Annotated in this window: 25 protein-coding genes; 14 read left to right on the forward strand and 11 right to left on the reverse strand. The window is 44.5% G+C overall.

The window, feature by feature from the left end:
* Positions 1-15: 15 nt before the first annotated feature.
* Complete coding sequence (locus ISR87_03215) at positions 16-1,641, reverse strand: CehA/McbA family metallohydrolase (protein ID MBL7024439.1); 1,626 nt, start codon at positions 1,639-1,641, stop codon at positions 16-18.
* A 230-nt stretch (positions 1,642-1,871) separates the two neighbouring features.
* Here ISR87_03215 and efp point away from each other — a divergent pair, with 230 nt between their 5' ends.
* From efp to dgt, 8 genes are all read left to right on the forward strand, one after another.
* On the forward strand, positions 1,872-2,435 hold the full coding sequence (efp, locus tag ISR87_03220) for an elongation factor P (GenBank protein MBL7024440.1): 564 nt from the start codon (positions 1,872-1,874) through the stop codon (positions 2,433-2,435).
* A gap of 13 nt (positions 2,436-2,448) precedes the next feature.
* Positions 2,449-2,898, forward strand: a complete 450-nt coding sequence (gene accB / locus ISR87_03225; GenBank protein MBL7024441.1) for an acetyl-CoA carboxylase biotin carboxyl carrier protein — start codon at positions 2,449-2,451, stop codon at positions 2,896-2,898.
* 9 nt (positions 2,899-2,907) lie between these two features.
* Positions 2,908-4,266: an acetyl-CoA carboxylase biotin carboxylase subunit gene (accC, locus tag ISR87_03230; GenBank protein ID MBL7024442.1), complete on the forward strand. Its 1,359-nt coding sequence runs from the start codon at positions 2,908-2,910 to the stop codon at positions 4,264-4,266.
* Positions 4,267-4,400: 134 nt separating this feature from the next.
* The gene (gcvH, locus tag ISR87_03235) at positions 4,401-4,778 is read left to right on the forward strand and encodes a glycine cleavage system protein GcvH (GenBank protein ID MBL7024443.1); all 378 of its coding nucleotides are present in this window, start codon (positions 4,401-4,403) and stop codon (positions 4,776-4,778) included.
* A 10-nt stretch (positions 4,779-4,788) separates the two neighbouring features.
* Positions 4,789-6,132 carry an aminomethyl-transferring glycine dehydrogenase subunit GcvPA gene (gcvPA, locus tag ISR87_03240; GenBank protein MBL7024444.1) on the forward strand — a complete coding sequence of 448 codons (1,344 nt, stop codon included), beginning with the start codon at positions 4,789-4,791 and terminating at the stop codon, positions 6,130-6,132.
* Positions 6,129-6,872 (forward strand): geranylgeranylglyceryl/heptaprenylglyceryl phosphate synthase, encoded by a 744-nt coding sequence (locus ISR87_03245; protein MBL7024445.1) that lies wholly within the window; start codon positions 6,129-6,131, stop codon positions 6,870-6,872. The genes gcvPA and ISR87_03245 overlap by 4 nt, the downstream gene beginning before the upstream one ends.
* Positions 6,873-7,099: 227 nt before the next feature.
* On the forward strand, positions 7,100-8,008 hold the full coding sequence (gene xerD / locus ISR87_03250; GenBank protein ID MBL7024446.1) for a site-specific tyrosine recombinase XerD: 909 nt from the start codon (positions 7,100-7,102) through the stop codon (positions 8,006-8,008).
* Positions 8,009-8,142: 134 nt separating this feature from the next.
* Entirely contained in the window at positions 8,143-9,330 is a 1,188-nt protein-coding gene (gene dgt / locus ISR87_03255) for a dNTP triphosphohydrolase (protein MBL7024447.1), read from the forward strand.
* On the opposite strand, the gene ISR87_03260 is transcribed toward dgt, so the two are convergent.
* From ISR87_03260 to ISR87_03290, 7 genes are all read right to left on the reverse strand, one after another.
* Complete coding sequence (locus ISR87_03260) at positions 9,320-9,913, reverse strand: dephospho-CoA kinase (GenBank protein ID MBL7024448.1); 594 nt, start codon at positions 9,911-9,913, stop codon at positions 9,320-9,322. The genes dgt and ISR87_03260 overlap by 11 nt on opposite strands.
* A gap of 2 nt (positions 9,914-9,915) precedes the next feature.
* A complete protein-coding gene (locus tag ISR87_03265) occupies positions 9,916-10,557 on the reverse strand; it encodes an adenylate kinase (protein MBL7024449.1) in 642 nt (213 codons plus the stop codon).
* A gap of 70 nt (positions 10,558-10,627) precedes the next feature.
* Entirely contained in the window at positions 10,628-11,845 is a 1,218-nt protein-coding gene (locus ISR87_03270; GenBank protein ID MBL7024450.1) for a NupC/NupG family nucleoside CNT transporter, read from the reverse strand.
* Between the two features lie 3 nt (positions 11,846-11,848).
* Positions 11,849-12,412, reverse strand: coding sequence for a thymidine kinase (locus ISR87_03275; protein ID MBL7024451.1), 564 nt, complete (start codon positions 12,410-12,412; stop codon positions 11,849-11,851).
* Between the two features lie 31 nt (positions 12,413-12,443).
* Positions 12,444-12,833: a cytidine deaminase gene (gene cdd, locus ISR87_03280; GenBank protein ID MBL7024452.1), complete on the reverse strand. Its 390-nt coding sequence runs from the start codon at positions 12,831-12,833 to the stop codon at positions 12,444-12,446.
* Positions 12,833-13,471: a rhomboid family intramembrane serine protease gene (locus tag ISR87_03285; protein ID MBL7024453.1), complete on the reverse strand. Its 639-nt coding sequence runs from the start codon at positions 13,469-13,471 to the stop codon at positions 12,833-12,835. The genes cdd and ISR87_03285 overlap by 1 nt, the downstream gene beginning before the upstream one ends.
* A gap of 1 nt (position 13,472) precedes the next feature.
* A complete protein-coding gene (locus tag ISR87_03290; GenBank protein ID MBL7024454.1) occupies positions 13,473-15,611 on the reverse strand; it encodes a M23 family metallopeptidase in 2,139 nt (712 codons plus the stop codon).
* 96 nt (positions 15,612-15,707) lie between these two features.
* Here ISR87_03290 and ISR87_03295 point away from each other — a divergent pair, with 96 nt between their 5' ends.
* The gene (locus ISR87_03295; protein MBL7024455.1) at positions 15,708-16,196 is read left to right on the forward strand and encodes a hypothetical protein; all 489 of its coding nucleotides are present in this window, start codon (positions 15,708-15,710) and stop codon (positions 16,194-16,196) included.
* 18 nt (positions 16,197-16,214) lie between these two features.
* Here ISR87_03295 and ISR87_03300 read toward each other — a convergent pair whose 3' ends face one another.
* The gene (locus tag ISR87_03300) at positions 16,215-16,610 is read right to left on the reverse strand and encodes a TraR/DksA C4-type zinc finger protein (GenBank protein MBL7024456.1); all 396 of its coding nucleotides are present in this window, start codon (positions 16,608-16,610) and stop codon (positions 16,215-16,217) included.
* A gap of 167 nt (positions 16,611-16,777) precedes the next feature.
* On the opposite strand from ISR87_03300, the gene ISR87_03305 reads away from it, so the two are divergent.
* Positions 16,778-17,119 carry a hypothetical protein gene (locus ISR87_03305; GenBank protein MBL7024457.1) on the forward strand — a complete coding sequence of 114 codons (342 nt, stop codon included), beginning with the start codon at positions 16,778-16,780 and terminating at the stop codon, positions 17,117-17,119.
* A gap of 30 nt (positions 17,120-17,149) precedes the next feature.
* Positions 17,150-17,467: a DUF3467 domain-containing protein gene (locus tag ISR87_03310; protein ID MBL7024458.1), complete on the forward strand. Its 318-nt coding sequence runs from the start codon at positions 17,150-17,152 to the stop codon at positions 17,465-17,467.
* A gap of 584 nt (positions 17,468-18,051) precedes the next feature.
* Here the strand turns inward: ISR87_03310 and ISR87_03315 are convergent.
* Positions 18,052-20,283: a copper-translocating P-type ATPase gene (locus ISR87_03315; protein ID MBL7024459.1), complete on the reverse strand. Its 2,232-nt coding sequence runs from the start codon at positions 20,281-20,283 to the stop codon at positions 18,052-18,054.
* Positions 20,284-20,476: 193 nt separating this feature from the next.
* On the opposite strand from ISR87_03315, the gene ISR87_03320 reads away from it, so the two are divergent.
* Both ISR87_03320 and ISR87_03325 read left to right on the forward strand, forming a co-directional pair.
* Positions 20,477-21,478, forward strand: coding sequence for a choice-of-anchor D domain-containing protein (locus ISR87_03320; protein MBL7024460.1), 1,002 nt, complete (start codon positions 20,477-20,479; stop codon positions 21,476-21,478).
* The gene (locus ISR87_03325; GenBank protein ID MBL7024461.1) at positions 21,475-22,566 is read left to right on the forward strand and encodes a hypothetical protein; all 1,092 of its coding nucleotides are present in this window, start codon (positions 21,475-21,477) and stop codon (positions 22,564-22,566) included. The genes ISR87_03320 and ISR87_03325 overlap by 4 nt, the downstream gene beginning before the upstream one ends.
* A 47-nt stretch (positions 22,567-22,613) precedes the next feature.
* On the opposite strand, the gene selD is transcribed toward ISR87_03325, so the two are convergent.
* On the reverse strand, positions 22,614-23,669 hold the full coding sequence (gene selD / locus ISR87_03330) for a selenide, water dikinase SelD (GenBank protein ID MBL7024462.1): 1,056 nt from the start codon (positions 23,667-23,669) through the stop codon (positions 22,614-22,616).
* Positions 23,670-23,771: 102 nt separating this feature from the next.
* Between selD and ISR87_03335 the strand changes: the two genes are divergently transcribed.
* A complete protein-coding gene (locus ISR87_03335) occupies positions 23,772-25,601 on the forward strand; it encodes a hypothetical protein (GenBank protein ID MBL7024463.1) in 1,830 nt (609 codons plus the stop codon).
* Positions 25,602-25,680 lie beyond the last annotated feature (79 nt).

Here is a 25,680-nt window from a genome sequence, read left to right on the forward strand (position 1 = left end):
CAATCGCTTCACAAGTTATACTTCAATCCAAATGGGGGAGGAAACATAAATCCCTGGCCAACGAGATCCATGGCTGCTGATTTCCAGACGCAAATAGGATTTGCCTGGAATGATGAAATTCTGAGTAATCTCAAATCCATCTAATACCTCTGAATCGTGAAAGAGGAGCGTCTCCTCCCGGGCCTCAAGGTCTCCAGCGTATAGCGTAACATCCATTGCTACCCCAAACTCCTCCGTACTGAGACCACGATAGCATATTGTGAGGGTCTCATTTTTCTTTGCATTGATTGTGTCACCAATTCCATAAGCACTTCCCCCTGATGTGATAGTAAGATCTCCCATGGGACCTGTTGACAGGGCAGTACGACGGTGCTTCATGGCATCCACAATGGCTGACGCGTCTAAACTATCGCTCCTGACGATGGTTCTGGATTGAGCAAAAATCTGATCCTCATGGGTCCCCAGTGACCACATAGGTAGAGTAACATGCCAATTTCTGTTGAAGTTTCCATGACCATCACTCCCGCCATAGACACCCAGTTTGTGACCTCTTAGCAGCGCATCAATCCAGAGTTGTCTTGAAGTATGAAATGCTGAATAGGCTGGCGTGCCGCATAAAATTTGCACACCATCAAGCTCAGGGTTGTTATGGTCCTGAGATTCCCAGAACCCACGCTTCAGGAGCACTCGCTGGAACCAGGGGAACTTATAGGCAGTGTGGGCACCTACGGAAACCGTTTGCGGGGAGCGTTGCGCCAACACATCATCGATGCTCAACTGAGACTTGAGCTGAGGCCAGTCTTCACCACTGTCGCCACTTCCTGGGAAATAGACCGGATCATTAAAATGCAGGAAGTGAACCGTAGCACCTCTGGCGTTGGCGACACTGATCTCTTCTCCAGGGATAATGGTGAGCTGGTTTTCTTTATTTAATGTTGTGATATGTTCACGACTTTGATTCCATTTTTCCAACTCAGGATCATTCTTTAAATAGTCATCAGGTTGATCATCAAGATCGTAGGAGTGATCGGTAGCGGTGATGAAATTCAATCCCAATAGCTGGGCTGCTTTTCGGGTCTGTTCCAGTGATGCCCCAAATTCTATCTGATCATTGGTCAGCGAACTGTGGAGATGGGTATCACCTGCTTGCCAACCAGTTAGTTTTGGTAAACCCTCCTTGGCGATGGTAACTCGAAGCGGTGTCTTTTTTGTTCCTCGGTAATTATCTAACTGAAGTCGGCGTTGCTTTCCCGAAATGGAGTAGGTCAATGTGGGATTTATTTCGACTTCACCGCAGGGAAGATCGCAGTCGCTGAAGGAAAATTCAAAATCAATCTGTCTATCCTTGGAGTTTTGGTCCAGGGTCCAGTTCCTGGTGTAAAGTATTCGATTATTTTGAGAAACCTCGATCTCAACAGATCCCAGGTGGACGGGATAGAGGTGGGCATCCTTGACCACCAGAAAAATGCATAGATTTTGACCTGGTTCCAGCCGCCAGGGAGTATCAAAAATAAGCTCAGGCTCCTGTTTGAAATAGCGACTAAAGGGAATTCTAAATCTAAAGTGTGTTTCGGCATATAAACCGATAAGGGGTACCATTTCCAGTAATTTATCAGAGATGATATTGTAAGTATTTTCCATTGACTATTAATAGGAATCATAACGCAGGAAGGCAAGGGGAAAAGAATTATGAATGGTGAATTATGAATGGTGGGTGATGTGTGGTGAAAGAGTAAGGATTTGGTGGGGAATGTGGGGAGATAGAAGGGGATTAGATTTTTCTGAGGGGAGTCGGTTCCGATAAAAAGTTTGCCATGATTTCAGCCCCCGGTTAACTTCGCGCCACTTAAGAAGGAGTCTGGTAACTTATTATGGGTAGTACATCCGATATAAAAAACAATCTGGTAATGGAATTCAATGGCAATCTTTGGAAAGTAGTTGAATTTCTTCATGTTAAACCTGGCAAGGGTAATGCTTTTGTCAGAACGAAATTAAAGAAAATACCAGGCGGCCAAGTCATTGAACAGACCTTTCGATCAGGTGAAAAAATAGACGATGTCAAATTGCTGGCCAATGAAATGACCTATCTATATTCTGATGAATCTCACTACCATATCATGGATAATGAGACCTATGAACAAATCGCCATTGACGCTGAGTTGATGGAATCAGTCAAAGACTATCTAAAAGAAAATGACATCATCAAGGTCTTGTTTAGAGATGATACTCCTGTTGATGTTGAAGTTGCTCCCCATGTAGTTCTTGAAATCAAGGAGACTGATCCTGGTCTGCGAGGGGATACAGCTACAGGTGGTTCTAAACCGGCTTTTCTTGAGACAGGTTTGAAAGTAACAGTACCACTCTTTCTAAATATTGGCGACAAAGTCAAAGTTGACACTCGCACGGGGGATTATCTGGAACGCGTGAGGGCTTAGGAGAAAATTTATTTTGAATACTAAAGACATAGAACAACTCATCGAATTGCTGGAAAAATCTACCATATCAGAAATTGAAGTTGGCAGATGGGGCAACAAAATTCGCGTTTCCAGGCAGGGTGGGAATATGGTGGTTCAAAACTCTGGGATGGCACAGGCACCTATACAATCCGTCGCTGATGCACAGGCTCCCGATGACTCAACAGATAGTGAGAGCTCACTCCAGGGCGTGGCGATTAAGTCCCCCATGGTAGGTACTTTTTATCGGTCTCCTTCGCCTGATGTAGACGCCTTTGTCAAAGTTGGCGATCATGTCAAAAAAGGCGATACGCTGTGTATCATTGAAGCCATGAAAATCATGAATGAGGTGGAAGCGGAAATATCTGGCGTTATTCTTGATGTCCAGATTGAAAATGCCCAACCCGTTGAATATGGCCAGACTCTTTTTCTCATAGAACCTTGATAAAAAATTATGTATAAAAAAATACTCATCGCCAACCGTGGTGAAATAGCACTACGCGTGATTCGAGCCTGTCGCGAAATGGGCATTAAAAGCGTGGCTGTTTATTCAGAAGCTGATGAACTCTCCCTCCACACAAAATTTGCTGATGAGGCCGTATGTATTGGTCCAGGACCTTCAAATCTTAGTTATTTGAATACCCAGGCCATTCTCACTGCTGCGGAAGTAACCAATGCTGATGCTATTCATCCTGGATATGGTTTCCTTGCTGAAAGCGCTGATTTTGCCAATATGTGCAAGAAACACAATATCGATTTTATCGGGCCAGATGGCGATATGATCAACGCCATGGGTGATAAGGCCTCTGCCAAAGAGACCATGAAAGCTGCTGGAGTTCCTGTAATTCCCGGGAGCGAGGGAATCTTAAGCTCTGCCGGCGAAGCTCGAGATTTGGCTGATGAAATGGGCTATCCTGTTATCCTCAAGGCCACAGCTGGTGGTGGCGGTCGTGGAATGCGGGTGGTCTACAGATCTGAAGATGTTGCTAAATTTTATGGGATGGCTCAGGCAGAATCTGGCACTGCATTTGGCAACGATGGATTATATCTGGAAAAATATATTGAAAATCCACGTCATATTGAGGTCCAGCTCCTAGGTGATTCACATGGCAATGTGTATTCCCTGGGTGAACGAGAATGCTCTATCCAAAGACGGCATCAAAAATTAATGGAAGAATCTCCATCACCTGTGGTCTCTGAAGCATTACGACGGGAAATGGGTGAAGCTGCCGTAGCTGGTGCAAAACGTGTAAACTACATAGGTGCTGGCACCATTGAATTTTTGCTGGATAAGCATGGTAAATTTTATTTTATGGAAATGAACACCCGAATCCAGGTTGAACATACTGTTTCAGAAGAAGTGACGGGGATTGACATCGTCAAAGAGCAAATCGCCTGCCATGCTGGTGGGAAATTACCAGACTTCCTGAAGACCATGAAATTGAGGGGACACTCCATTGAGTGTCGCATTAATGCTGAAGACCCAGCCATGAATTTCAGGCCGTCTCCCTTATTAATAAAAAGTGTTCACTTCCCAGGTGGTCGTGGAATTCGTGTAGACAGCCACATTTATAGCGGGTATCAGATTCCACCTCATTATGATTCCATGCTGGCGAAGTTGGTGGTTCACGGGCGCGATCGAAAAGAAGCAATTGAGCGAATGATTGGAGCCCTGAAAGAATTCATTATTGAAGGTCCCAAGACAACCATCCCTTTCCACATTCAATTACTGGAGAATGACCGGATTCGGGAAGGTAATTTTGACACACACTTTCTGGAGTCATTTAAGTTTGATCCGAGTCGTGAGCATTGACTTTGAATCACGAATTTATCTAGATATTATTGTCCCGTCTTGAATCATAGATTCGGCGGGATTTTTGCTGTTTAGGCAGGGCCAGTTAATTTTGAAAAGTTTTATAGGATTATTATGATCGAGGAGAGACAGATATGAATGTACCAGCAGAACTCAAATACACCAGCGACCACGAATGGATTCGTGTTGAAGGTGATTCTGCCACAATTGGTATAACAGACTATGCCCAGGGCGAGCTTGGTGATGTTGTTTTTGTTGAACTACCAGGTGTTGACGAAGAATATGAAAAGGGCGATGTGGCTGCAACCATCGAAGCTGTAAAAACGGTGGCTGATGTGTTTCTACCGCTTGGTGGGAGTATTGAGGCTGTGAATGAGAAGCTTGATGACACCTCTGAATTGATTAATCAGGATGCTTATGGAGAGGGTTGGATTCTCAAAATTAAGATGAATGATACCTCCCAATTAGATGGCTGTATGACAGCTGAGGAATACATCGCCAGTATTTCCTGATAGGACGAATATGCACCACTATATACCCAACACGGAAGAAGAACAGCTAAAGATGCTGAAAGAGGTGGGTATCGCCTCCTTTGAAGAGCTTTTAGATGCTATTCCCAAAGCCCTGCGTTTCAAAGGTGATCTTCCATTACCTCCAGCAAAATCTGAAATTGAACATAAAAAAGATGTGCTGCAGATTCTCTCGCAAGATGCAAGTACGGCTTCCCATGTTTCGTTTCTGGGGGGTGGTAGCTATGATCACTTTATTCCCCATGTTGTAGATGTTCTCATCAGTCGCTCAGAGTTTTACACAGCTTATACACCCTACCAGGCAGAAGTATCTCAGGGTACCCTGCAGGCTATGTATGAATATCAATCCATGATCTGTGAACTTACAGGCATGGATTTGGCTAATTCCTCAATGTATGATGGTGCAAGTGCCATGGCTGAGGCCTGTCTATTAGCTGCCCGTCATACCCGGCGTAAAAAAATCTTGATCTCAAAAAGTGTGAATCCGGTTTACATCGATGTAGCAATAACCTACGCCCACTATCAAGGACTGGAATTCGAGTTTGTGGATATGGATGAAGGTGTAACTTCTCTTCAATCACTGTCTGCTCAACTGAATGCTGATATTGCAGGTGTTGTGATTCAGAATCCCAATTTTTATGGTGGACTGGAAGATCTGGCAGCCATCAAGGATAGCATTGAGGATAAAAAGATTCAGCTTATTGCAGTGGTTAATCCCATCAGTCTGAATCTCCTGGAAGCTCCTGGAAAGCAGGGGGTTGATATTGCAGTGGGTGAGGGACAATCTCTGGGCAATCACCTCAGTTTTGGTGGTCCATATCTGGGGTTTATGGCTGTGAAGGAACCCCTTATTCGCAAGGTCCCTGGTCGTATTGCTGGTGAAAGTGTAGATGTTCACGGAAATCGTGCCTTTGTCATGGTGCTCCGTACCAGAGAGCAGGATATCCGCCGCGAAAAAGCCACTTCAAATATTTGTACGAACCAAGGATTGAATGCCCTGGCAGCCTGTATCTACATGTCCACTCTGGGTAAAAATGGAATGAAGAGAGTCGCTGAGCTCAGCACACAGAAAGCCCACTATCTGGCTGAAGCAATCAATGATCTTGATGGCTATTCACTCAAGACAAAATACTTTTTTAATGAATTTGTCATCGAGGTCCCCGGGACTGCCAGGGCTTTGGTCTCGGCAGCTACAAAAGCTGGATTTTTTCCAGGAATTGCTTTGAGTCAATTTGAAAAGAATTCAGAGGACCAACTGCTCGTGGCCGTAACAGAAAAACGCAGCAAGTCTGAAATGGATAATTTGATAACCTTCTTGAAAGGATACTCAGTTTGAGCGTCTATGAACAAATGCTCGCCATCAGGGACTCAAAAGGGGCAGGCTATCTTGTGCTTGTTGATCCTGATCGTTGGGCTTTAGATGAAGTAGAAGTTTTTATAAAGAAGATTAATGATTCCGGTGCAGATGGTATCATGGTGGGCAGTTCGCTTATTCTCGGTGAAGGTGCTCAGCGCAAAATGAAACGGATTCAGGAAACTGCCACTTTGCCTGTTATTCTCTTTCCCGGCAATGTCAACCAACTGACGCCCCACGTGGATGCAGTATTTTTTCTATCGGTTATCAGTGGTCGTAATCCTCAGTTCCTTATTGGGGACCAGGTTCAGGCAGCACCTGTGGTGCGAGAACTTGGTATTGAACCCATGGCGACCGCCTATATGCTAATTGAGAGCGGTAGCGTCACCACGGCTGAGTTTGTCAGCGGCTCGATTCCCATCCCCAGAGATAAGGATGAGATTGCCATCGCTCATGCCCTGGCAGCTGACTATCTGGGATTCAAATTCATCTATCTGGAGGCGGGAAGTGGTGCCCAATATTCCATAACCCCTCGTATGGTAAAAGCTGTCAGCAGTTATACCAATGTCCCTGTTATTGTAGGTGGGGGTATCCACACGCCAGAAGTCGCAGGAGCGCTTGTGAAAGCTGGTGCTTCATTTGTGGTCACAGGCAATGTGCTTGAAGACCCCAAAAAATCGCATCTCATGAAAGCCTTCGCCCAAGCCATACATAATAGCTAGTTTAGCTCACTTTTGTGACATGATGAGGTGATCCATACCTGTCATCGCGAGTCCGACAGTACGCGGCGATCTCGGTTCATTCTTAAAAGACTACCGTTGAGATTGCCCGCCTTCCGCAAGTAGCTAGCTACAGTGGACAGTCTTCGGTCATACCTCCCAATGACATCTATTCAATAACTCCAACCAAGTTTCAAGTTTCAAGTTTCAAGTTTGTCTTATATTCCTCCATGGCCAGCTCTGAGAAATTCCTTCAAGATTTTCTGAACTATCTCCGGATTGAACGTAATCTGGCTAAAAACACTCAAGCAGCATATATTGATGATCTCACAGATTTCTGGGAGTTTTTAACCTCCCGGAATATTAGTTCACCTGGGAAAGTGGATCATCAAATACTCACTGACTATGCCCGTGTCTTAAAGAAACGAGCCATGGCTGAAACCAGTGTGGCCCGTCATTTTTCATCTCTAAGAGCCTATTACAAATTTTTGGTTATGGAAGGACACCTCGCTGAAGATCCCACACAGTTCCTGGATTCACCAAAACTGCCAGCCAGTCTACCCAAAATTCTGAATCTTGAAGATATTGAACTTCTCCTGGAGACCATCGACATTGATACCGCCCTGGGGTTAAGGGACAGAGCCATGTTTGAACTCATGTATGCAGCTGGAATGCGGGTCTCGGAAGTATGCGATATGACCATGGAGCAGATTCTCATCGATGATGACCTCATCCTTATTCGTGGAAAGGGGAATAAAGAAAGAATCGTGCCCCTGGGTGGTGAGGCCAAAAAATGGCTCATTGAGTACATAGAACATGGTCGACCCTCGTTGGAAAAGGGATACTTCAATGAAGGTATTCTCTTTTTGAACAACAAGGGTAAACAACTTCAGCGTAAGGGTATCTGGTTTATTCTTAAAAAGCTGGCTGAAAAGGCAGATCTTCATAAACCAGTAAGTCCGCATACCTTCCGGCACTCCTTTGCCACCCATTTACTGGAAGGTGGAGCTGATCTAAGAATTGTCCAGGAAATGCTGGGTCATGTGGACATCTCAACAACTCAAATATACACCCATCTTGACAGTACCTATCTCAAGGAAGTCCACAGCAGTTTCCATCCCAGAGCACGCCGTAAATAATCTGAATTACCTGCAAATATTCATTCTCCCACCCGTTTCGGAATCGCTAATCCATTGGTAGCTGCCAGATTCTCGATTAATTTGATTCTATGATCTTGAAAAATACTTTCTACACAGATTGGGATTGTGAATCTATGGGAGAACGACACCTCCCCGAAAATGAATATCGTAATGCCTTTGAAATAGATCGCGACCGGGTGATTCATTCCACGGCCTTTCGTCGTCTCCAGGGGAAAACCCAGGTATATGTCACAGGACAATCTGACCAGTATAGAACCCGCTTAACCCATTCAATCGAAGTGGCTCAGATTGGTCGATCCGTTGTAAATTATCTCAATAGAAGTTCAGATGTGCTTGGTGCGGAGTATGAGATTGACTCGGCCCTGGTTGAAGCCGCCTGTCTGGCCCATGATCTGGGGAATCCACCCATCGGTCATAAGGGTGAGTCTCGTTTAAACGAGCTTATGGACCCCTGGGGTGGTTTTGAGGGCAATGCCCAATCACTACGTATCCTGACGGATATTGTAAGGGGTGACCAACGATCGTATGCCAATGCCGGTATGCAAGCAACCCGAGCCTGTTTGGATGGCATTATGAAGTACAAAATCGTGGGCAAGGAAAATACCACGCATGGTGCAAAATTCCTCTATCCTGATCAGCAGGATATCCTGTCCTGGGTCCATAATGACCCCCGCCTGGATGAGTTGGCTCAATCTGGGATCCAGGTTCGATCTATTGAATGCGCTATCATGGATCTATCCGATGATATAGCCTATACGACATCAGATTTATTCGATGGTGTTAAGCAGAGTTTGTTGACACCTGAACAGGTTCAGGAATTTTGGAATAATCAGTATCTTAATGTAAACCCAAAAATCAGAGAAGATGTGGATCAGGTATTAAAAAATCAGTTCCCCATGTCGCGCTTCATAGCTGGTCTCATCGGTCGCTGGATATATTCCATATCCATTGAAACTACAGAGAAATCCTTTATTGATATCCCTCGATATAAATACAGTCTAAAAATGGATGAAGAATCTCATTCTGAACTCATGGCATTGAGATCATTAAACTATAATTTGATTTATAATTCAGAGTATGTGAAAGTTCCAGAATCAAAGGGTGTAGAGATACTGGAGGAACTATTTCTCTATTATCGGGATGTGATTTTTGAGGAGCGAGCTGCCCTGGAAACCTTGCCATTGCCAGCCGGTATATCAGATGATTTTGATGAAAATCAAAAAATGCGCATGATCTGTGATTTTGTTGCAGGAATGACCGACAATCATGCCATTCGGCTCCATTCCTATCTCAAAGCTTAAGCTCCCGGTAAAAAATATCCACTTTAGCTAATAGTTCAATCAAGGTACCATCATTATCGATGACATAGTCGGCTCTGCGGATTTTCTCCTCTATGGGCATTTGGAGGGCATCGCGTCGCTCAAAATCAACTTTGGATATGCTACTACGACGCTCCACGCGGCCTTCTCTGAACATGCGGTCTGCAACGATAACTAAAACTCCGTCAGTTATGCTATCAGCATGGGCTTCAAAGAGTAGCGGAGCATCTACCACAAATAAAAGTTTTCCCTGAGATCGAGCGATCTCAATCCGGTCCAGGGTAATTCTGCGCACTTCGGGGTGGATGAGATGGTTCAGGAAGAGTTGGTCATCCCTGGTGCTAAAAGCTCTCTCAGCTAAAATATGTTTTTGAAGCACACCAGCTTCATTGAGGATATCAGTACCGAATCTCTGAACCAGACTGGCTAGTATCTCGGGATCGTTTTGTAGGATTTCTTTGGCCAGGGGATCAGAGTGGGAAACGACGGCACCGTGATGAGCAAGACGATCGCTGACCGTGCTTTTTCCCGAACCGATATTACCGGTAATCCCGAGGACGTACATATTTACTTCAACACAGCAAGGATACGTTGATAAATATCCTGCATATCTCCTGTACCATCGATATGTCTCACAACTCCTTGAGGTTGGTAGTGATCAATCAGTGGCTTGGTCTGCTTTTTATAGACTTCAAGACGGTTTACGACGGTCTCCTCTGTATCATCTGAACGATGAATCAAAGGACTCCCATCATGATCACAAATCCCCTTTACTGCAGGTGGATTAAACACCATATTGTAAATGTGACCACACTTGGAGCAACTCCTTCTGGCAGTAAGTCGACGCACCAATTCTGAATCAGGAACTTCCAGAACAAGTACATGGTCCAGAGCGAGTCCTCTGTCAATTAGAAGCTGATCCAGACCTTCAGCCTGGGGACAGGTTCTGGGAAAACCATCCAGTATATATCCTGAATTGAGCTCAGGTTTTTGAAATTCTTCTGCTACCATACCTAGGATCACTTCATCTGGCACCAGATTGCCACCATCCATATACTTTTGTGCTGCCTGGCCTAATTTTGTATCCTGACGACGATGTTCCCGCAATAAATCGCCAGTTGAGAGCTGTATGATGTGGAAATCTTTTACAATGAGTTTGGCCTGAGTTCCCTTACCAGCTCCGGGAGGTCCTACAATGATGATTCGCATGTTAGTGTTTTCTCCAGTTTATATATACGCTAACAAATTTTGTGCCTGAATTGTCCAGAGCCCGCGTTCCTTAGATCATTATTCCAGCTATAGTTGCCGTTAACCAGGAAGCCAGTGCGCCACCGATCATTGCTTTAAAGGCAACCTTGGACAGATCACCACGTCGTTCAGGAGCCAGGGCGCCAATTCCACCAATCTGGATACCGATTGAGGAAAAATTAGCAAATCCACAGAGGGCATAGGAACTAATGATCATAGATTTTTCATCTATCTGTCCCATGACATCCTGCAAATGGCTATAAGCGATGAGTTCCGTGAGAACAATCTTTTCACCCATGAGTTGTCCAACCAGAGTTACATCTGCCAAGGGGACACCCATGAGGAATGCCAGGGGGGAAAATACCCAGCCCAGTATCTGTTGAATACTGAGGCCGACCATGCCAAGCGCAAAATTTGCAGCTGCTACCAGGGCCACAATGGCTATGAGCATAGCACCTACATTGGCAGCCAGTCGCATGCCATCTGAGGTACCATTGGCAATGGATTCCATGACATTACCATCAGCTTTTGGGATATCCACCATTTTATCACCTGCTGTTGGGGATTCCTCAACCTCAGGATAAATGATTTTAGCCAGAACCAAAGCTGCTGGAGCACTCATAACTGAGGCAGCCATAAGGTGTCCGGCAATATTTGGGATATCTGTGAGCCATTTGGCATAGATCGCCAAGACTCCACCAGCCATGGTGGCAAAGCCACCAGTCATGACAGCCATATATTCACTTTTGGTCATGGTTTTTATAAATGGGCGAATCAAGAGCGGGGCTTCGGTTTGACCTACAAAAATATTACCAGAGGCAGAGAGCGTTTCAGAACCACTGGTCCCCATAGTTTTCTGCATAGCCCGAGCAATGTATTTCACGACCAATTGCATGATCCCGAAGTGATACAGGATGGCCATGAAAGCCGAGAAGAAAATAATGGTGGGGAGAATCTGGAACGCAAAAAAGAATCCCAAACTGTTCTCTTGGCCAGGACTGATAGCCAGAGCCCCAAAGAGGAACTCCGCCCCTGCATCTGAAAACGATAGTAGTTTATTGATGCCCCTATCCAGAAACATGAAGACTGGTTTGCCTATAGGTGTTGCCAGAATGAAGATGGCAAAAGCGATCTGGAGACCCAGGCCCCAGTAAACTACACGATAATTGATGGCCTTGCGATTGTTTGACATGAGGAAGGCGATACCCAGAATGGCTGCAATGCCCAGAAATCCTATAAGTCTATGCATGGTCTATTCCTTTGGTTCTTCATAACAGTTTCGACATCTTGCTTCATAAGCCTCGGTTTCACCAACCAGAATTTGATCGCCAGTATTGCTCAAGCGCTGGGTGAATCCTGCAGGGTTGCCACAGATGACACAGATAGCCAGATTCTTAGTCACATACTCGGCATCAATAATAAGTTCGGGCATGGGTCCAAAGGATTTGGCCCTATAATCCTTTTCAAGACCGGCAACAATTACACGTTTTTTTTGTTTGGCCAGAATTCGGCAGACCTCGACAATTTCATCATCGAAAAATTGAGCCTCATCAATACCCACAACTTGAACATGTTTAGCTAGCGGTAATATTTCTTTAGCAGACTTTACCCTGGTTGATTCCAGCTGTTGCTGGCTATGAGAAACAATATGATCCTCGCTAAATCGATTATCAATATCTGGCTTAAATATAGCCACATGTTGGCGTGCAATCTGTGCTCGTCTGAGTCTTCTGATGAGCTCTTCTGTTTTGCCGCTGAACATGGATCCAGTAATGACTTCAATCCAACCGCTGTGATGGGGCGTCAAATGCTCCATATCCTATAATCTCCTGAATAATTTGTTTGAATCAGGTTAAACCCAGATCCTTTTGACCAAAAGCCCGGGGTAATAATTCGGAAGAAGTTGTTTCCGTACAAGTTCCCGATTCATCGACCAATGTGATGGGTATATCCCCACACAATTCCCAGATAACCTGGCGACAGGCACCGCAGGGGCTGACCCCATTTTCAGTAGCTACTACCAGATGTATGAAATCCTTTTCACCAGCTGCGATAGCGGAAAACAACGCAGTACGCTCAGCGCAAATGGTCAGGCTGTAGCTGGCATTTTCTATATTGCATCCTGGATATATTTTCCCGCTCGATGATTCCAGAGCTGCCCCGACATGAAAATTCGAATATGTCGCATAGGCTCTTTTTCGAGCGGTCTGTGCGACTTGAATAAGTTTACTGTGCATTATGAGTTCCTGCCTAGTCGATACTTGTGGTATATACTGTAAGTTACCAGCCCAATGACAAATCCACCGATGTGTGCAATATAAGCGGTTGTACCCTGAGGTGTCAGTATTTGAATTAAAAATTGTGTGGCAATCCAAATACCGATAAACCAGGCTGCACGAATTTTAAGAAATAGAATAAATAGAGTCCAGGTCAGAATCTTCGCCCTTGGGAAACGGAGGGCATAGCTGGCCAGAACACCAGAAATAGAACCAGACGCACCGATGAGTAAACCGGGACCATTTGCACCAAAATAGGGATCGAAATAAACTTCAAACATGGCAGCACCAGCCCCACAACTTAGATAGAAGATGAGGAAGAATTTGCGACCCAGGGACCCCTCCATATTGTCACCAAAGATATAAAGGAAGAGCATATTGAAGATCAGGTGGCTCCAACTCCCATGGAGAAACTGGTGGGTAAAGAGACTGGGGACGGCTTGAATCGGATGAGCCAGAAACAATTGCTTGGAGAAAACCAACCCTTCAAAGCTGAAGACATAGCTGAGGAGATACATCGCCACATTAGAAATGATTAGACCATAGGTGATGTAGGGTCTCCGTAAGGCAGGATTTGTATCTGAAATGGGAATAAACATATCAGGAGGTCACAGTGAAGGTATGTTTAAACTCCCTTACATTCCCAGATTTATCCCCAATGGAAAACTCGAAGATATGTTGACCAGATCCTAATCTGGTGGGGATGTGGAAGGAAAGCTCGTCTCTGAGGGGATTATAATCTGGAAAAAAGAGTGAACCATCCAATGTTGCCCGTATCCCAGACCTTGGATAAGCAATCACGCCAGTGTCATCCTTTATCTTGAAAACAAGGCGTTCTCCACGACGAACTTGTGTAAAGGATTTGATAGGAATTATTGTTGGGGGAGTATCATCCCTCAAAAGAAAGAATGAGCCACTTTCCCTGACCTCAATTTCAAACTGTTCAGATGAATCTGGGGAAATTTTACGTTCCCAGGCTTTCTTTTTCCCCGGTGAGAAGATGGCCAGTGTAGAGTCCTGACGATACTGGGAGAAGGAAAGTCTCCCAGAGAATTGGCTCTCCTGTGTTTCAATGAAGTTCACATTAAGTCCAACAACAGATTGATTATTGTATTCAGCCACCGCCGTATCTATCTGCAGATATAACTCGGAAGTACCTGTATTCTGAACTGCCAATTCTGCACCAATCATTTCCGATGCAAAAGTCTGACGCATACTGCCTGGAAGTAATTCCATGGGGCTCAGGGGCAAGGAAAACACCTGGAGTGATCCAGATAGAAATTCAATGCTATCTGCCAGTACCGCCAAGTCCAGAGAGATGATATCTGACTCAACGCTTGTTGGAGTCGTCTGGATTAATTCTCCCAAAATTTGTTTGTTGTTTCCAGCCAGAGAATAGGCCAAAGGGAAAACATACGGATCACTACTTTCGATGAGAAGAACCATCCCTTGACCCTTGTTCCTCCAGCTATGCGTCAGATCTGGGATTAGCTGATTTGCAGGAGGGATAATCCATTTAATTTTTCCGCCGGCTGATCCCAGGGCTCTGACCCCGGAGCTAACATCTTTTTCCCCCAACACCCAGGTTGTGGAGTTCAATCGATAGAGGGTCTCGGTAATGGGGATGTAGGAATTATCGCCTGTATAGAATTGAATATTCTCATAGCCATTGTCTGAAAATTTGCGGGTAATGATGTATGTATCACCCCCACCTTTTACAGCCCAACTGGCAGGCGCTGTTTCATGGAAGATGAAACTCTCAGTCACTTGATTGCCACTATGATCTGTCACCACAACTTGCAGGTGGGATAGACCTGCAGGAGAAATTATACCAGTTTTTGATTCACTGGCAAAGGGCGCTGGTTCCTGCAAATTGTTGTTGAACATGGACATGAATCGCCAACCTCGTTTACCCTTTATTCCAGGATACACCTGATCAACCTCATCAGTGAGTGACAGGGCGGTATGATCAAATTCTCTGGTAAAAACCAGGGAGTCGTTGACCAGTACCCTGGCGCTATAAATATTATATTTATTGTAGGTGCCATTGGCACGATCATGGGTGTTTATGGCAACTTGAAAAGGACCTGTGGTTGATACAGTTTTAATCTCGGTCTGCATGTCCAAAATAACAGGGAAACGGCTGCCATTTACCTGACTGTCCAAGCCAAGGGGAAGGAGCAGGATTTCATCCAGGATTGGCGCTTTTGTATCCTTGATACCTGGATAAAATAGTTGGGGGTTGTGGACCTGCCGTAGGGTATCCCTTATTTCAAAGTGCAAATGAGGATGTTCTGTCCCAGAGGTACCGCTATAGCCGATGACCTCACCAGCTTTTACGGGAAACTCATGTGGGGCAAATTCCAGGCGCATTGAATACCTTTTGCGCTGTGATTGCTCAGAGCGCACCAGGGCTTCAATGACGGGAGTAAATTGCTCGAGATGGCCGTAGACGGCAACATTCCCATCATTCAGTCTCAGCCATATCCCTCTGCCGTAGCCATTGTAGCCAATTGCGATGCGCTCTATATACCCATCAGCGATGGCGAGGCAGGGGACTTCCATTTCTCCCCAGGTTTTTATATCTACTCCAGCATGCAGATGACCTGACCGGTATTCGGAGAAAGTAGCTGATAGACTCTGGGAAGCCCTGATTGGCCAGCGGTAACTCTGACCCGAAAGGAGAGAGCTCACTAAGAGAGTGGAAAGGACGATTCGGAACATGGTGCATAAATTCATTTTTCTCCTAGACGATGCAATGATTTTAAAGCGTGTAGTGGAATTAATAAATAGGTCATTGATTCTGAAGGAGATTTCAGTTAAATCAATGATATTATGAGACTACTTAAATCAAAACAGGCACCAGCTGAAATTCCTTATAGTTTTCAGGATAGATTCCAGAATATTCAGCGAATTGCCATTATTTATCCCCACAAAGAAACCTGGCTCAGAATCGCCCGTTATGCTCTCCAGCGCATGTACAATTTACCTGAGAAATTCAACTACATGTTATTGGTCCCAAATGCCTCCAAGGAGCAATCCCTGAACATTCAACATCAATATTTCAATATGAATTATGATCCACGAGTTGATGATCGAATTGGCATCCAAAATAGTATTGTAGCTTTTAACCCAGATATACTTCTTCAACTGGAACCACAACCTGGCGTCCGGCTAATTAAAATGATCAAGCAGTTGAATATTTCCCTGAAAATTGGGTTTGGGGATGAGAAGTCAGACTTAAATGTTATCTACTCTCAGAGTGAGAGTGGCTTCTACGAAAAAAATATTTTAAATCTAATTGCTCTATTAGAGATGAAGTAGAGGGGTGATTTAGCGCACTTACTGATTGTGGTTGCGCTGATTCTGAGTCTCTTTGCACGAGACATGGTACTTAGCGATTGGAGCTGCCATTAAACGACCTTCTTCAATCAAATCCCCACAAATGATACATACACCGTAGGTCTCTACATCGACACGATCGAGAGCTTCATCAACATCACTTAAGTATTTGGCCTGGCGATGGGCGAACAAACTGGTCTTTTCTCTTTCAGCCATATCTGTCCCAACATCAGCCATGTGGTAGGTGGCAGACGACAATTCACCAGCGCCTTCTGTAATCGTTTTATTGAGTTCACTTTTTTGATAACTAAGATCCTCAGCGATACGATTGCGCTCATCCATAAGGAGTTCTCTGAACTTCTTAAGAGTGGTTTTGTTGTACTTTTTAACTGCCATTATTTCCCTTTAAACATTGCTTCAATTGTTGCAATATATAGTCTAACGATGATTATCCTAGCAAATTTAGCGCATTTAAAAACCTCTTGGCACCCCCTATGTGGCCGACTACATTTGCGCGCTTTTATGAACAGACAATTAACCATATTATTAAGGGTGAGGGTATAATGGAAGATATTGTATGCCCGAATTGTGGCGAGGAACTTTCAGAAGAGAAACTAGCTAAATCTCTAATCTGTCCGCACTGCGCGACAAATCTAAAAAATAAAAAATATATGGACTTCTTAGAATTCCTTATGGTCTCAGAAATTGTACAGGATATCGATTTTTTTGATGAATCGGTTTACGGTGATGAGTACCTAAGATTTGAAGAATCCGGTTTTGATGATCAGGATCTGCCCGATACTCAGGCAGCCGAGATTGATTGGGATAAAGACCCCGATCACACAGAGGAAGAATGGGGCGAAGACAATCCCAATCTTTCCAGTAACAAGCCCTGGCAGTCATAAGTCAGAGCCAAACCCTGGGAAGGATCTCAAATGGAACCAAAGAATAAACCAGCTCAACAGATTCAAATCCAAGTCAACGAGAAAGTAGCTGATGGAGAATACGCCAATCTGGCAATTATTACCCATTCTGCTGCTGAATTTGTTATGGATTTTGTCAGAGTCATGCCTGGTTCCCCCAAGGCCAATGTTCAATCACGCATTATTATGACTCCCAGTCATGCAAAAGCGTTACTACGCGCCTTGGAGCAGAATATCAGCAAGTACGAAACAGAACATGGTGAGATTCGAATGCCGGATCCCATGGCTTTTCCGGGAATGCCCCCCAAAACAGGGAACATGCCCAACTAGTCACTCAATCATAGTATTATTAAAAGAGGCTGTCCCAGAACGGGTAGCCTCTTTTTTTTTGGTACTGGGGTATAAGGGTAATTATACTTGCCTATATGACTGTAGATGATATAGTTGTATACAAGGGGTTAACTCCCTTTTAGTTAGCATAAAAGATTTGGCCATTGAGCATGCGGACAAGGCCAAAGTGTTAATCCATTTTACTATCACAATGAATCTATCTACGCCCTATGGGTTTCCATAGACAAGCCTGCCGAAGATCACGAATCTACATAAGACTATTCATTCTTTTCGTATTGTTTGTGGTAAAAGAATGGGAGTTAAGTTTTTAAGCTCGGAGAGCTTGATAAGGTGAAGATTGAGTTTGGGTTGGTTGCTATTGCTAATACTCTGGTGAAAAGATGGCCGAAGGCAGTCGGGGGAACAGGAAAGAGTCGTTTAGCTGTCTCTGGTGAGTTGCTGTTAGCCTTTTAGGGTTGAAAAATAGCTTTAAGAATGGATTTTACATAAATTTGTGAATATCCGTGTGAATCCGTGGCTAAAAAGTAATAAACTGCCTCAGATTCTGGGACAGCCTTTTATTTTTATATCTCTCGGAAATACCTTCTACTCTTCAGCAGCAGGGTGTTGGTGACAACTGATACTGAAGAAAAAGCCATAGCCATTCCAGCAAACATGGGATTCAGCAGCGTGCCTGTAAAGGGGTAGAGGAGACCCATGGCAATTGGAATACCTGCCAGGTTATATATGAAAGCCCAGAACAGATTCTGATGAATTTTTGAAATGGTAGCCTTGGCAATTTTGTGCCCATATACAAGATTGTTTAAGGAGTTGTTCAGAAAAATGACATCTGCTGCATTTACTGCAATATCGGTTCCCCCACCAAAAGATAAACCAATATCTGCAGCTACCAGAGCCGGTGCATCATTGATCCCATCGCCCAGCATCCCAACGGTTTTCCCCCCAGCTTTAAGCGTATTGACGTGATCATGCTTATCTGCGGGGAGAACCTCTGCCCTGAAATTTTGGATCCCAATTTCCTGGGCTACGTGTCTGGCTGCCTGTTCCTTGTCTCCAGTCAGGAGGAAAGCCTGGATACCCCTCTTGGAAAGTGCTTTAATAACATCAGCACTTTCTGGTTTTATTGTATCTGAAAAAGCTATCAACCCCATGATGGAATCCACAGCATAGACACCTGAAACTATATATCCTTTTGCATAATATTGATTTAAAGTTTCTAAATAATCGGGAGGCAGGATATCGGTGGGGTCAATTTTACGAACACGGTACAGAGTGCCATCATTCAGCCCTTCCAGCCCGCGACCTGCTTCCTCCTTGATATCAGACATTTCAACCAATTGAATGGATTCCTGGCTGCCATAATCCATAAGTGTTTTTGCCAGGGGATGCTGACTAAATTTTTCAAGTCCCATGGCAATACCCAGAAAGCTTGAATCATCTTCTGGAAAATGGGCGATGAGCTGAGGTTTTGATTCAGTAATGGTTCCAGTCTTGTCAAAGACCATGATATCCACCTTACTCAACAATTGAAAGGCATCGGCTGATTTGAATAGGATGCCACCCTTGGCTGCAATGCCACTTCCCACCACCAGGGCAGTAGGTGTTGCCAGACCCAATGCGCAAGGGCAGGCAATAATCAATACAGAAATCATGACGTTGATGGCAAAAGTCAATCCAAATCCCATGGCGAACCAGGTAATTCCGCTTAGGACAGCCAGGCTCAAGACAACGGGGACAAATATGGCAGCGATTTTATCCACCAATTTTTGGATCTTGGGTTTGCGCATCTGAGCTTTTTCCACCAGATCAATAATCTGACCAAACATCGAATTGCGACCAATTTTTTCAGCTCGTATAATCATGCCATTTTGCAGGTTTAAACTTGCACCGATGACCTTGCTGCCCTGCATTTTTTCTACGGGGAGCGACTCACCACTAATTGAGGACTCGTCTACATTACTGGCTCCGCTGATGACAACGCCATCAACAGGTATTTTTGAATGGGGATTGACTCTAATCTCATCTCCACTCATCACCTCGCTAAGGGGCAGGGTTATCCAGGAATCATCCCTTTTTACTTCTGCCTCAGTAGGCATCTCCTCCATGAGCCCAGTAAGTGCTTCAGTTGTTTTTCCTCTGGCCACAGATTCAAGCCATTTACCGAAGGTAATAAACAGCAGAATGGTCCCGGCTGCTTCAAAATACAGTGTTTCAAAACCATTGATTCCCCATCCCAATTCAATGTTTAGGGCTGAAATGAGTGAATAGGTGTATGCTGAACCCGTTCCCAACGCCACCAGTGAATCCATGTTGGGCATGCGCATGAGCAAATGCTTGAACCCACGTTGATAATATCCAAACCCGCTAATGACCAGAATGGTGGCCAATATCAACTGTACCAGGATATTCATTTGAGTTGACAGGAGCTTTATATCGAAAATCATTTCAGACATGGCATAAACCAGCAATGGAATGCCGAAGATGGCCTGTATAAGGAGCAACCGTTTCCAGGTTGCAATAGTGCGTTGTTGCCGATGAACAAGGGAGGATGAGCCCTGGGGTTCCAGTTTGTAGCCCATTTTAGTTACAGCTTTTGTAAATTTTTTAATTGGGATAGACTCGCTTGAAGTCACAGTGGCAGATTCGGTAGCCAGGTTTACGGATACATCCTGCACTCCTGGCAATTGCTTAATTGCAGTTTCAACATTCGCCACGCAGGCTGCACAACTCATCCCTTCAACATCAAACTGGTAGTTGTGTTGGATTAATGAATTTTCTGATTTGGACTCTGACATATGGTCTTTCTGTGTATTGGTTTGTTGGTGCTAAAATAGGTTTACAATTTACAGGGTATTAACTAAATAATTCATATCCTCATAAGTTGTCTGTTTAACATACCCAATTTACGGGTCATTTCCGAATGTATAAGATGATAAAACTAGTCATGTTAGTTCTTGATGAAGCCCCAAGAAATAATTATATCTTGGGATGAATTATTTATCACGAATCCTTATTGGGGCCATTTCCCTTCTGATCATCCTGGCAAGTTGTAGCGATATGGGTGAACCAGAAGTGCTATTGCCGCAAATGGAAGTAGACATTACTTCAATTGATTTCTCCACTGTCACAATTGGATCTCCACAGATTCGACAGATACCAATTATTAATTCAGGGGCAGGCCAGCTCACAGGAGAATTGACCCTGGTCCAGGATAGCTCTGTATATGTATTACAACCACAGGGCGCATTTACGCTATCAGCTGATGATACCCTGAGTGCCGAGTTGACTTTTACACCCCATGCTGAATTTGTATATGGAGCGCAAATTTTAATTAATGGGGATGATCTGGGAAACCCAGAGCATGTGATTGCGTTGACCGGGGTGGGGACGGCACTACCTGTACCAGCGCTGACTGTCTCAAACAGCAACCTTAATTTTGGCACTATTTTGACTGGCAGCAATGGCCAACAGCAAATCACTCTCAGTAGTACCGGCAATGACACCCTGTTGATATCATCTATTGATTTTGATCTTGGGGTATACAGCATTGATGTAGCCACACCACTTGCCTTGGTTCCAGGAGCCTCGCGGCTTATGACTATTACGTTTCAACCTGATGGCGCAGGGGCATTTAGCGGAAGTATGACTATTGTTTCAAATAGTCCATCGACACCTCACGTCGTTTCCCTTTCTGGAGCTGCAGAAGTAGCTGTTAGTTATGCGGGATCGGTTCAACCAGTTTTGAATTCAAATTGCGGTGGCTGCCATGGCTCAAATGGAGGCTTGAATTTAACATCTTACAACAATCTTATGGCTGGCACATCCAACAATGGACCGGCGGTGATCCCTGGAGATGGAGCCAGTAGTTTGATTATCAGGCGGATAAATGGAACAACGGGCGGGCTTATGCCACAGGGCGGTCCTGCACTTTCAGCAGGGACAATTGCTACTATCGAAACATGGATAAACCAGGGAGCATTAGACAATTGAAATCACTTATCCGAATCACCTTCCTCGGTCTCATAGCCACCAGCCTTTTCGCGCTTCCCAGATTTGCTTTGATGGAGGATGTAAGCTGCGGTTCCTGTCATTCGTATCAGGGTGGTGGTGGCAATCGAACTTCCTATGGTGAGGAGTATGCCCGGGAAAGTCTTGTCATGAAAGATATTGCTTTGCCCTGGGAGAATGAGGATAGCGAATTCCCACTTTATTTTGGTCTGGATACAAGATATCAAATGATTGCTGAATCAGATGAAGACTTAAGACAGTTCCCAATGCAATTCGCCCTTTATGGAGGTGCTGAATGGGGGAGTCTCATAGCTCATGCAGAGGTCTCCAGAATTTCTGATAAGTTTCGTGTGACCGGTGGATTACGCTATGAAGGCTTGCCTCTTGAGAGCTGGATAGGTGTTGCAAAAGCCTTACCTGTTCTTGGATGGAGAATAGATGATCACAGTATATTTACTCGAGGTGGAAACCTAACCCTGCAGGGATTACCGCGAGAAGGGATGCCATATACGCCCTATCTTGAATCTCCTGAACTCGTGCAGTTTGGAACTTCATTCATCTATGGATTTGATGTAACACTTATGGCAGGTAGTCCATTTATCGATCCAAACAGGGCATTTGATGCCAAGCTGTTTAAAGCTGCAAAAGTAAGCTATCAGTATTCTGGAGATCTTTTCACAGGTCAGGTAGGCCTGGCTTATTTCGATGAAAATGATCTGATTAATGGTTCTGTTGCAAGTTGGGGTGTTTCCAGCCATGGTTTTGTCTGGTTAGGGGAATGGTCTCAAATGAATGGGTGGATACAGCCTGAAGTCACAAATATGGCAACATTCCATCAATTGAGTTACCGACTATTCAGAGGTTTGGATATTGTGGGTCGCTATGAATTTTTTGATCCGAACACTGACCTTACTACTGGTGCCATCCAACGAACAAGTTTGGGTCTGGAGTTTTTCCCGGTTCGTGGGCTTGAGGTGAAATTAAGCTATCGCACCAGCACTCTGGATTTACCTGATGCCAGCCCTGATCCCAAATCACAAATATTAAGTCAAATACACTTCTATCTATAAAAAATTCCAGGTCCTGCCTGGAATCTCATTTGTTTTGAGAGTTTAAATTATTTGTGAAGGGAAATGCGTGGTTCGTTGCTGGAATTACTTATTTCACCAATGATTCTGGCGTCTTCGACACCATTCTTTTGAAGATCATTAACAAAAGCTTGAGCATTTTCCGCAGCCAGACTAATTAACAGCCCCCCTGATGTCTGGGGATCTACGACCAGCAATTCTTCCAGTCTGGTCACACCAGCACCAACTGATATACGCGGGTTGTAGAACTTGCGATTGCTCAACAATCCACCCGGTACTACCTTTTGTTCAGCATACTTAAAAGTTCCAGGTAGAACGGGAAGCTGATCCACAAAGATTTTTGCATCCATGCCGCTTGAATCCAACATTTCCAGTAAATGTCCCACCAGACCATAACCAGTTACATCGGTCATGGCATGTACGTCATAATTCGCAACCACATCGGCGGCATACTTGTTCAGGCGGACCATGCTATTCACCATGGTGTCCAATTCTTCAGGTGTGATGAGTTTGCGCTTCAGTGCCGTCGCGACAATTCCGGTACCTAGAGGCTTTGTTAAAACCAGAGCATCTCCAGGTTTTGCGCCACCATTGGAAATCATTTTTTCCGGGTGTACAATACCTGTAACCGATAAGCCATATTTCAACTCGTCATCTTTAATAGAATGTCCACCGGCAAGCACCGCTCCAGCTTCGGTAATCTTACTGAGACCTCCTCTGAGAATATCCCGAAGCACTGAGTTATCCATATCATCCACAGGAAAAGCCACAATGTTCAATGCCGTCACTGGTCGGGCACCCATGGCATAAAGATCACTAAAAGCATTGGCAGCTGTGATCTGTCCGAATGTGAAGGGATCGTCCACAATAGGGGTAAAGAAGTCTAAAGATTGGACAATAGCGATGTCCTCACTCAGTTTATAAACCGAGCTATCATCACGATGGTCAATCCCTATGAGCAGATCAGGATGTGAGGGAATATCAATCCCACAGAGTATGTCGTCCAGGTCCCCTGGACCAATTTTACCTGCTCAGCCAGCGGCCTTGACTTTTGCGGTCAGATTTATTTCCAGGCTTCTTGTCATCGATTGAAAATAAGCAGGGGACCTGAACAGCCAATGCCAAAAGCTCAACTATTTAAATTGTTTTAGTATTGAAATCCCTGGACACATGTCCTAAGATCACAGATGCGAATTTTTAATATCCTCATTCTTGTCTCCTTTGCGCTTCTGTTTGCTAATTGCTCACCTCCAATTGAACCTGCGCCCTCTGAGATTATGTATTTTCTTCTCATCGATCGTTTTGTAGATGGAAACCCTGACAACAATGAGGGAAGCAATTCGAGCAGCTATGAGCCTTATGATGGCACCAATCCGGAAGCATTGAAACACTATCAAGGTGGAGATCTACTGGGGGTCACACAATCGCTTGACAGTTTGAGGGCCATGGGAATTACCATGATCTGGATCTCACCCTTTATTGATAATTCAAATACAGATTATGTAGGCTGGTGGCCCTATCATGGCTATCACCCCATCGATTTTTACAAGGTAGATGAGCATTTTGGAACGCTTGAGGATTTGAAAACTCTGGTTGAGACCGCCCATGCAAAAGATATGAAAATCATATTTGATATGCCTTTCAATCAGACTGCTGCGGATCACCCCTGGATAAATGATGAGAGTAAAAAGGATTGGTTCCACGTGGATGACGCCGGTGAGCCTTATGCCATCACCGATTGGCAGAATCAGGAGCAAATTGAACGGGGTGAACTACACGGTCTACCAGATCTGGCTCAGGAGAGAGCAGAAGTGGCCACCTACTTGATTGAAGTATCAAAGTATTGGATAAAAGAAACAGGTTGCGATGGCTTCCGGCTGGATGCAGTCAAACATGCTCCCATAAGTTTCTGGAGGAATTACACACAAAAAATCAGAGAGTTGGCTGGTCCAGATTTTTTACTTCTCGGTGAAGTATTCTGGGGTGAAGCCTGGAGAATTGAGCCATATGATGATATAGGCTTCGATTTTCTGTTCGACATCCCCGGTTATTATGCTATTCGAAATACGTTTAACAAGGGAGCAAGTCTTGGTGATTTCTCGAAATTCTATGAGTTGAATAGCAAGAATTTACCCAATACATTTTTCGCAACACTTATTGATAACCATGATGTGGCTCGATTCAATGTGGGTCTTGAGGAAAATGCCTGGAAAAAGCAGATGTTGGCTTTGGGGTGGCTGATGACATCACCAGGTTTACCTGTTATTTATTCTGGAACAGAAATAGGGATGAAGGGGTATTCTGTGGACGATGTGAGTGGCGAGTCTCAGGACTATTTGAATCGTTTGCCTTATCCACAAAAGCTTTCCCCGGAACAATTGCTGCAGAAAAAGCAATTTACTGAGCTTGCCAAATTGCGGAATCAACATCCTGCCCTAAGCAAAGGTGATTTCAAGGAGCTGTACAAAGACTGGTCAGTTTACGCCTATGTGAGAACCTGGGGAGATGAAAACATATTGGTCTGCCTGAACACTGCTGGCACTCAAGAATTTATTTCAATTCCACTAGCAGAAGGCATTGACATGTCTGAGATTCACAAAACCTATGGCGAGGCCGTTATTCGTCGGGAGGAAGGTGAGCTGCTGCTCCGCTTGCCGCCCAATACCATGTCAGCCTGGGAATTTGAGGGAGAAGTGAGCAATCATTTACCCGAATGGACTGGATTTACTGACAGGTTATCCGCCGATTATCAATTGAAGCGTCTGTATTACATCGATGAGGATAGAAGTATTGCCCGGTTTCAGATTGCAGGGGATTTTAGTAACTGGGTAGCTGGCGATTATCCTACAAGCAGGCGGGGGGATAGTCTATTTATTGAAGTTCCCTTAAAACCGGGAAGTTATCAATATAAGTTTATCCTGAATGGGAATATCTGGATTGCTGATCCAAATGCCCTGGAAAATTCAACTGATCCTTATGGTGGTCGAAATAGTATTCTAACGGTTTCTTCACGCTAACAAACAAACTCAGGAAGAACTCTTTTTTTAGGTGAATCAACACCTAACACTCCATTTATACATCACAAATAATCATGCT

This window comes from Candidatus Neomarinimicrobiota bacterium, assembly GCA_016784545.1.
In the GTDB taxonomy this organism is placed as follows: Bacteria; Fidelibacterota; UBA8477; order UBA8477; family JABMPR01; genus JABMPR01.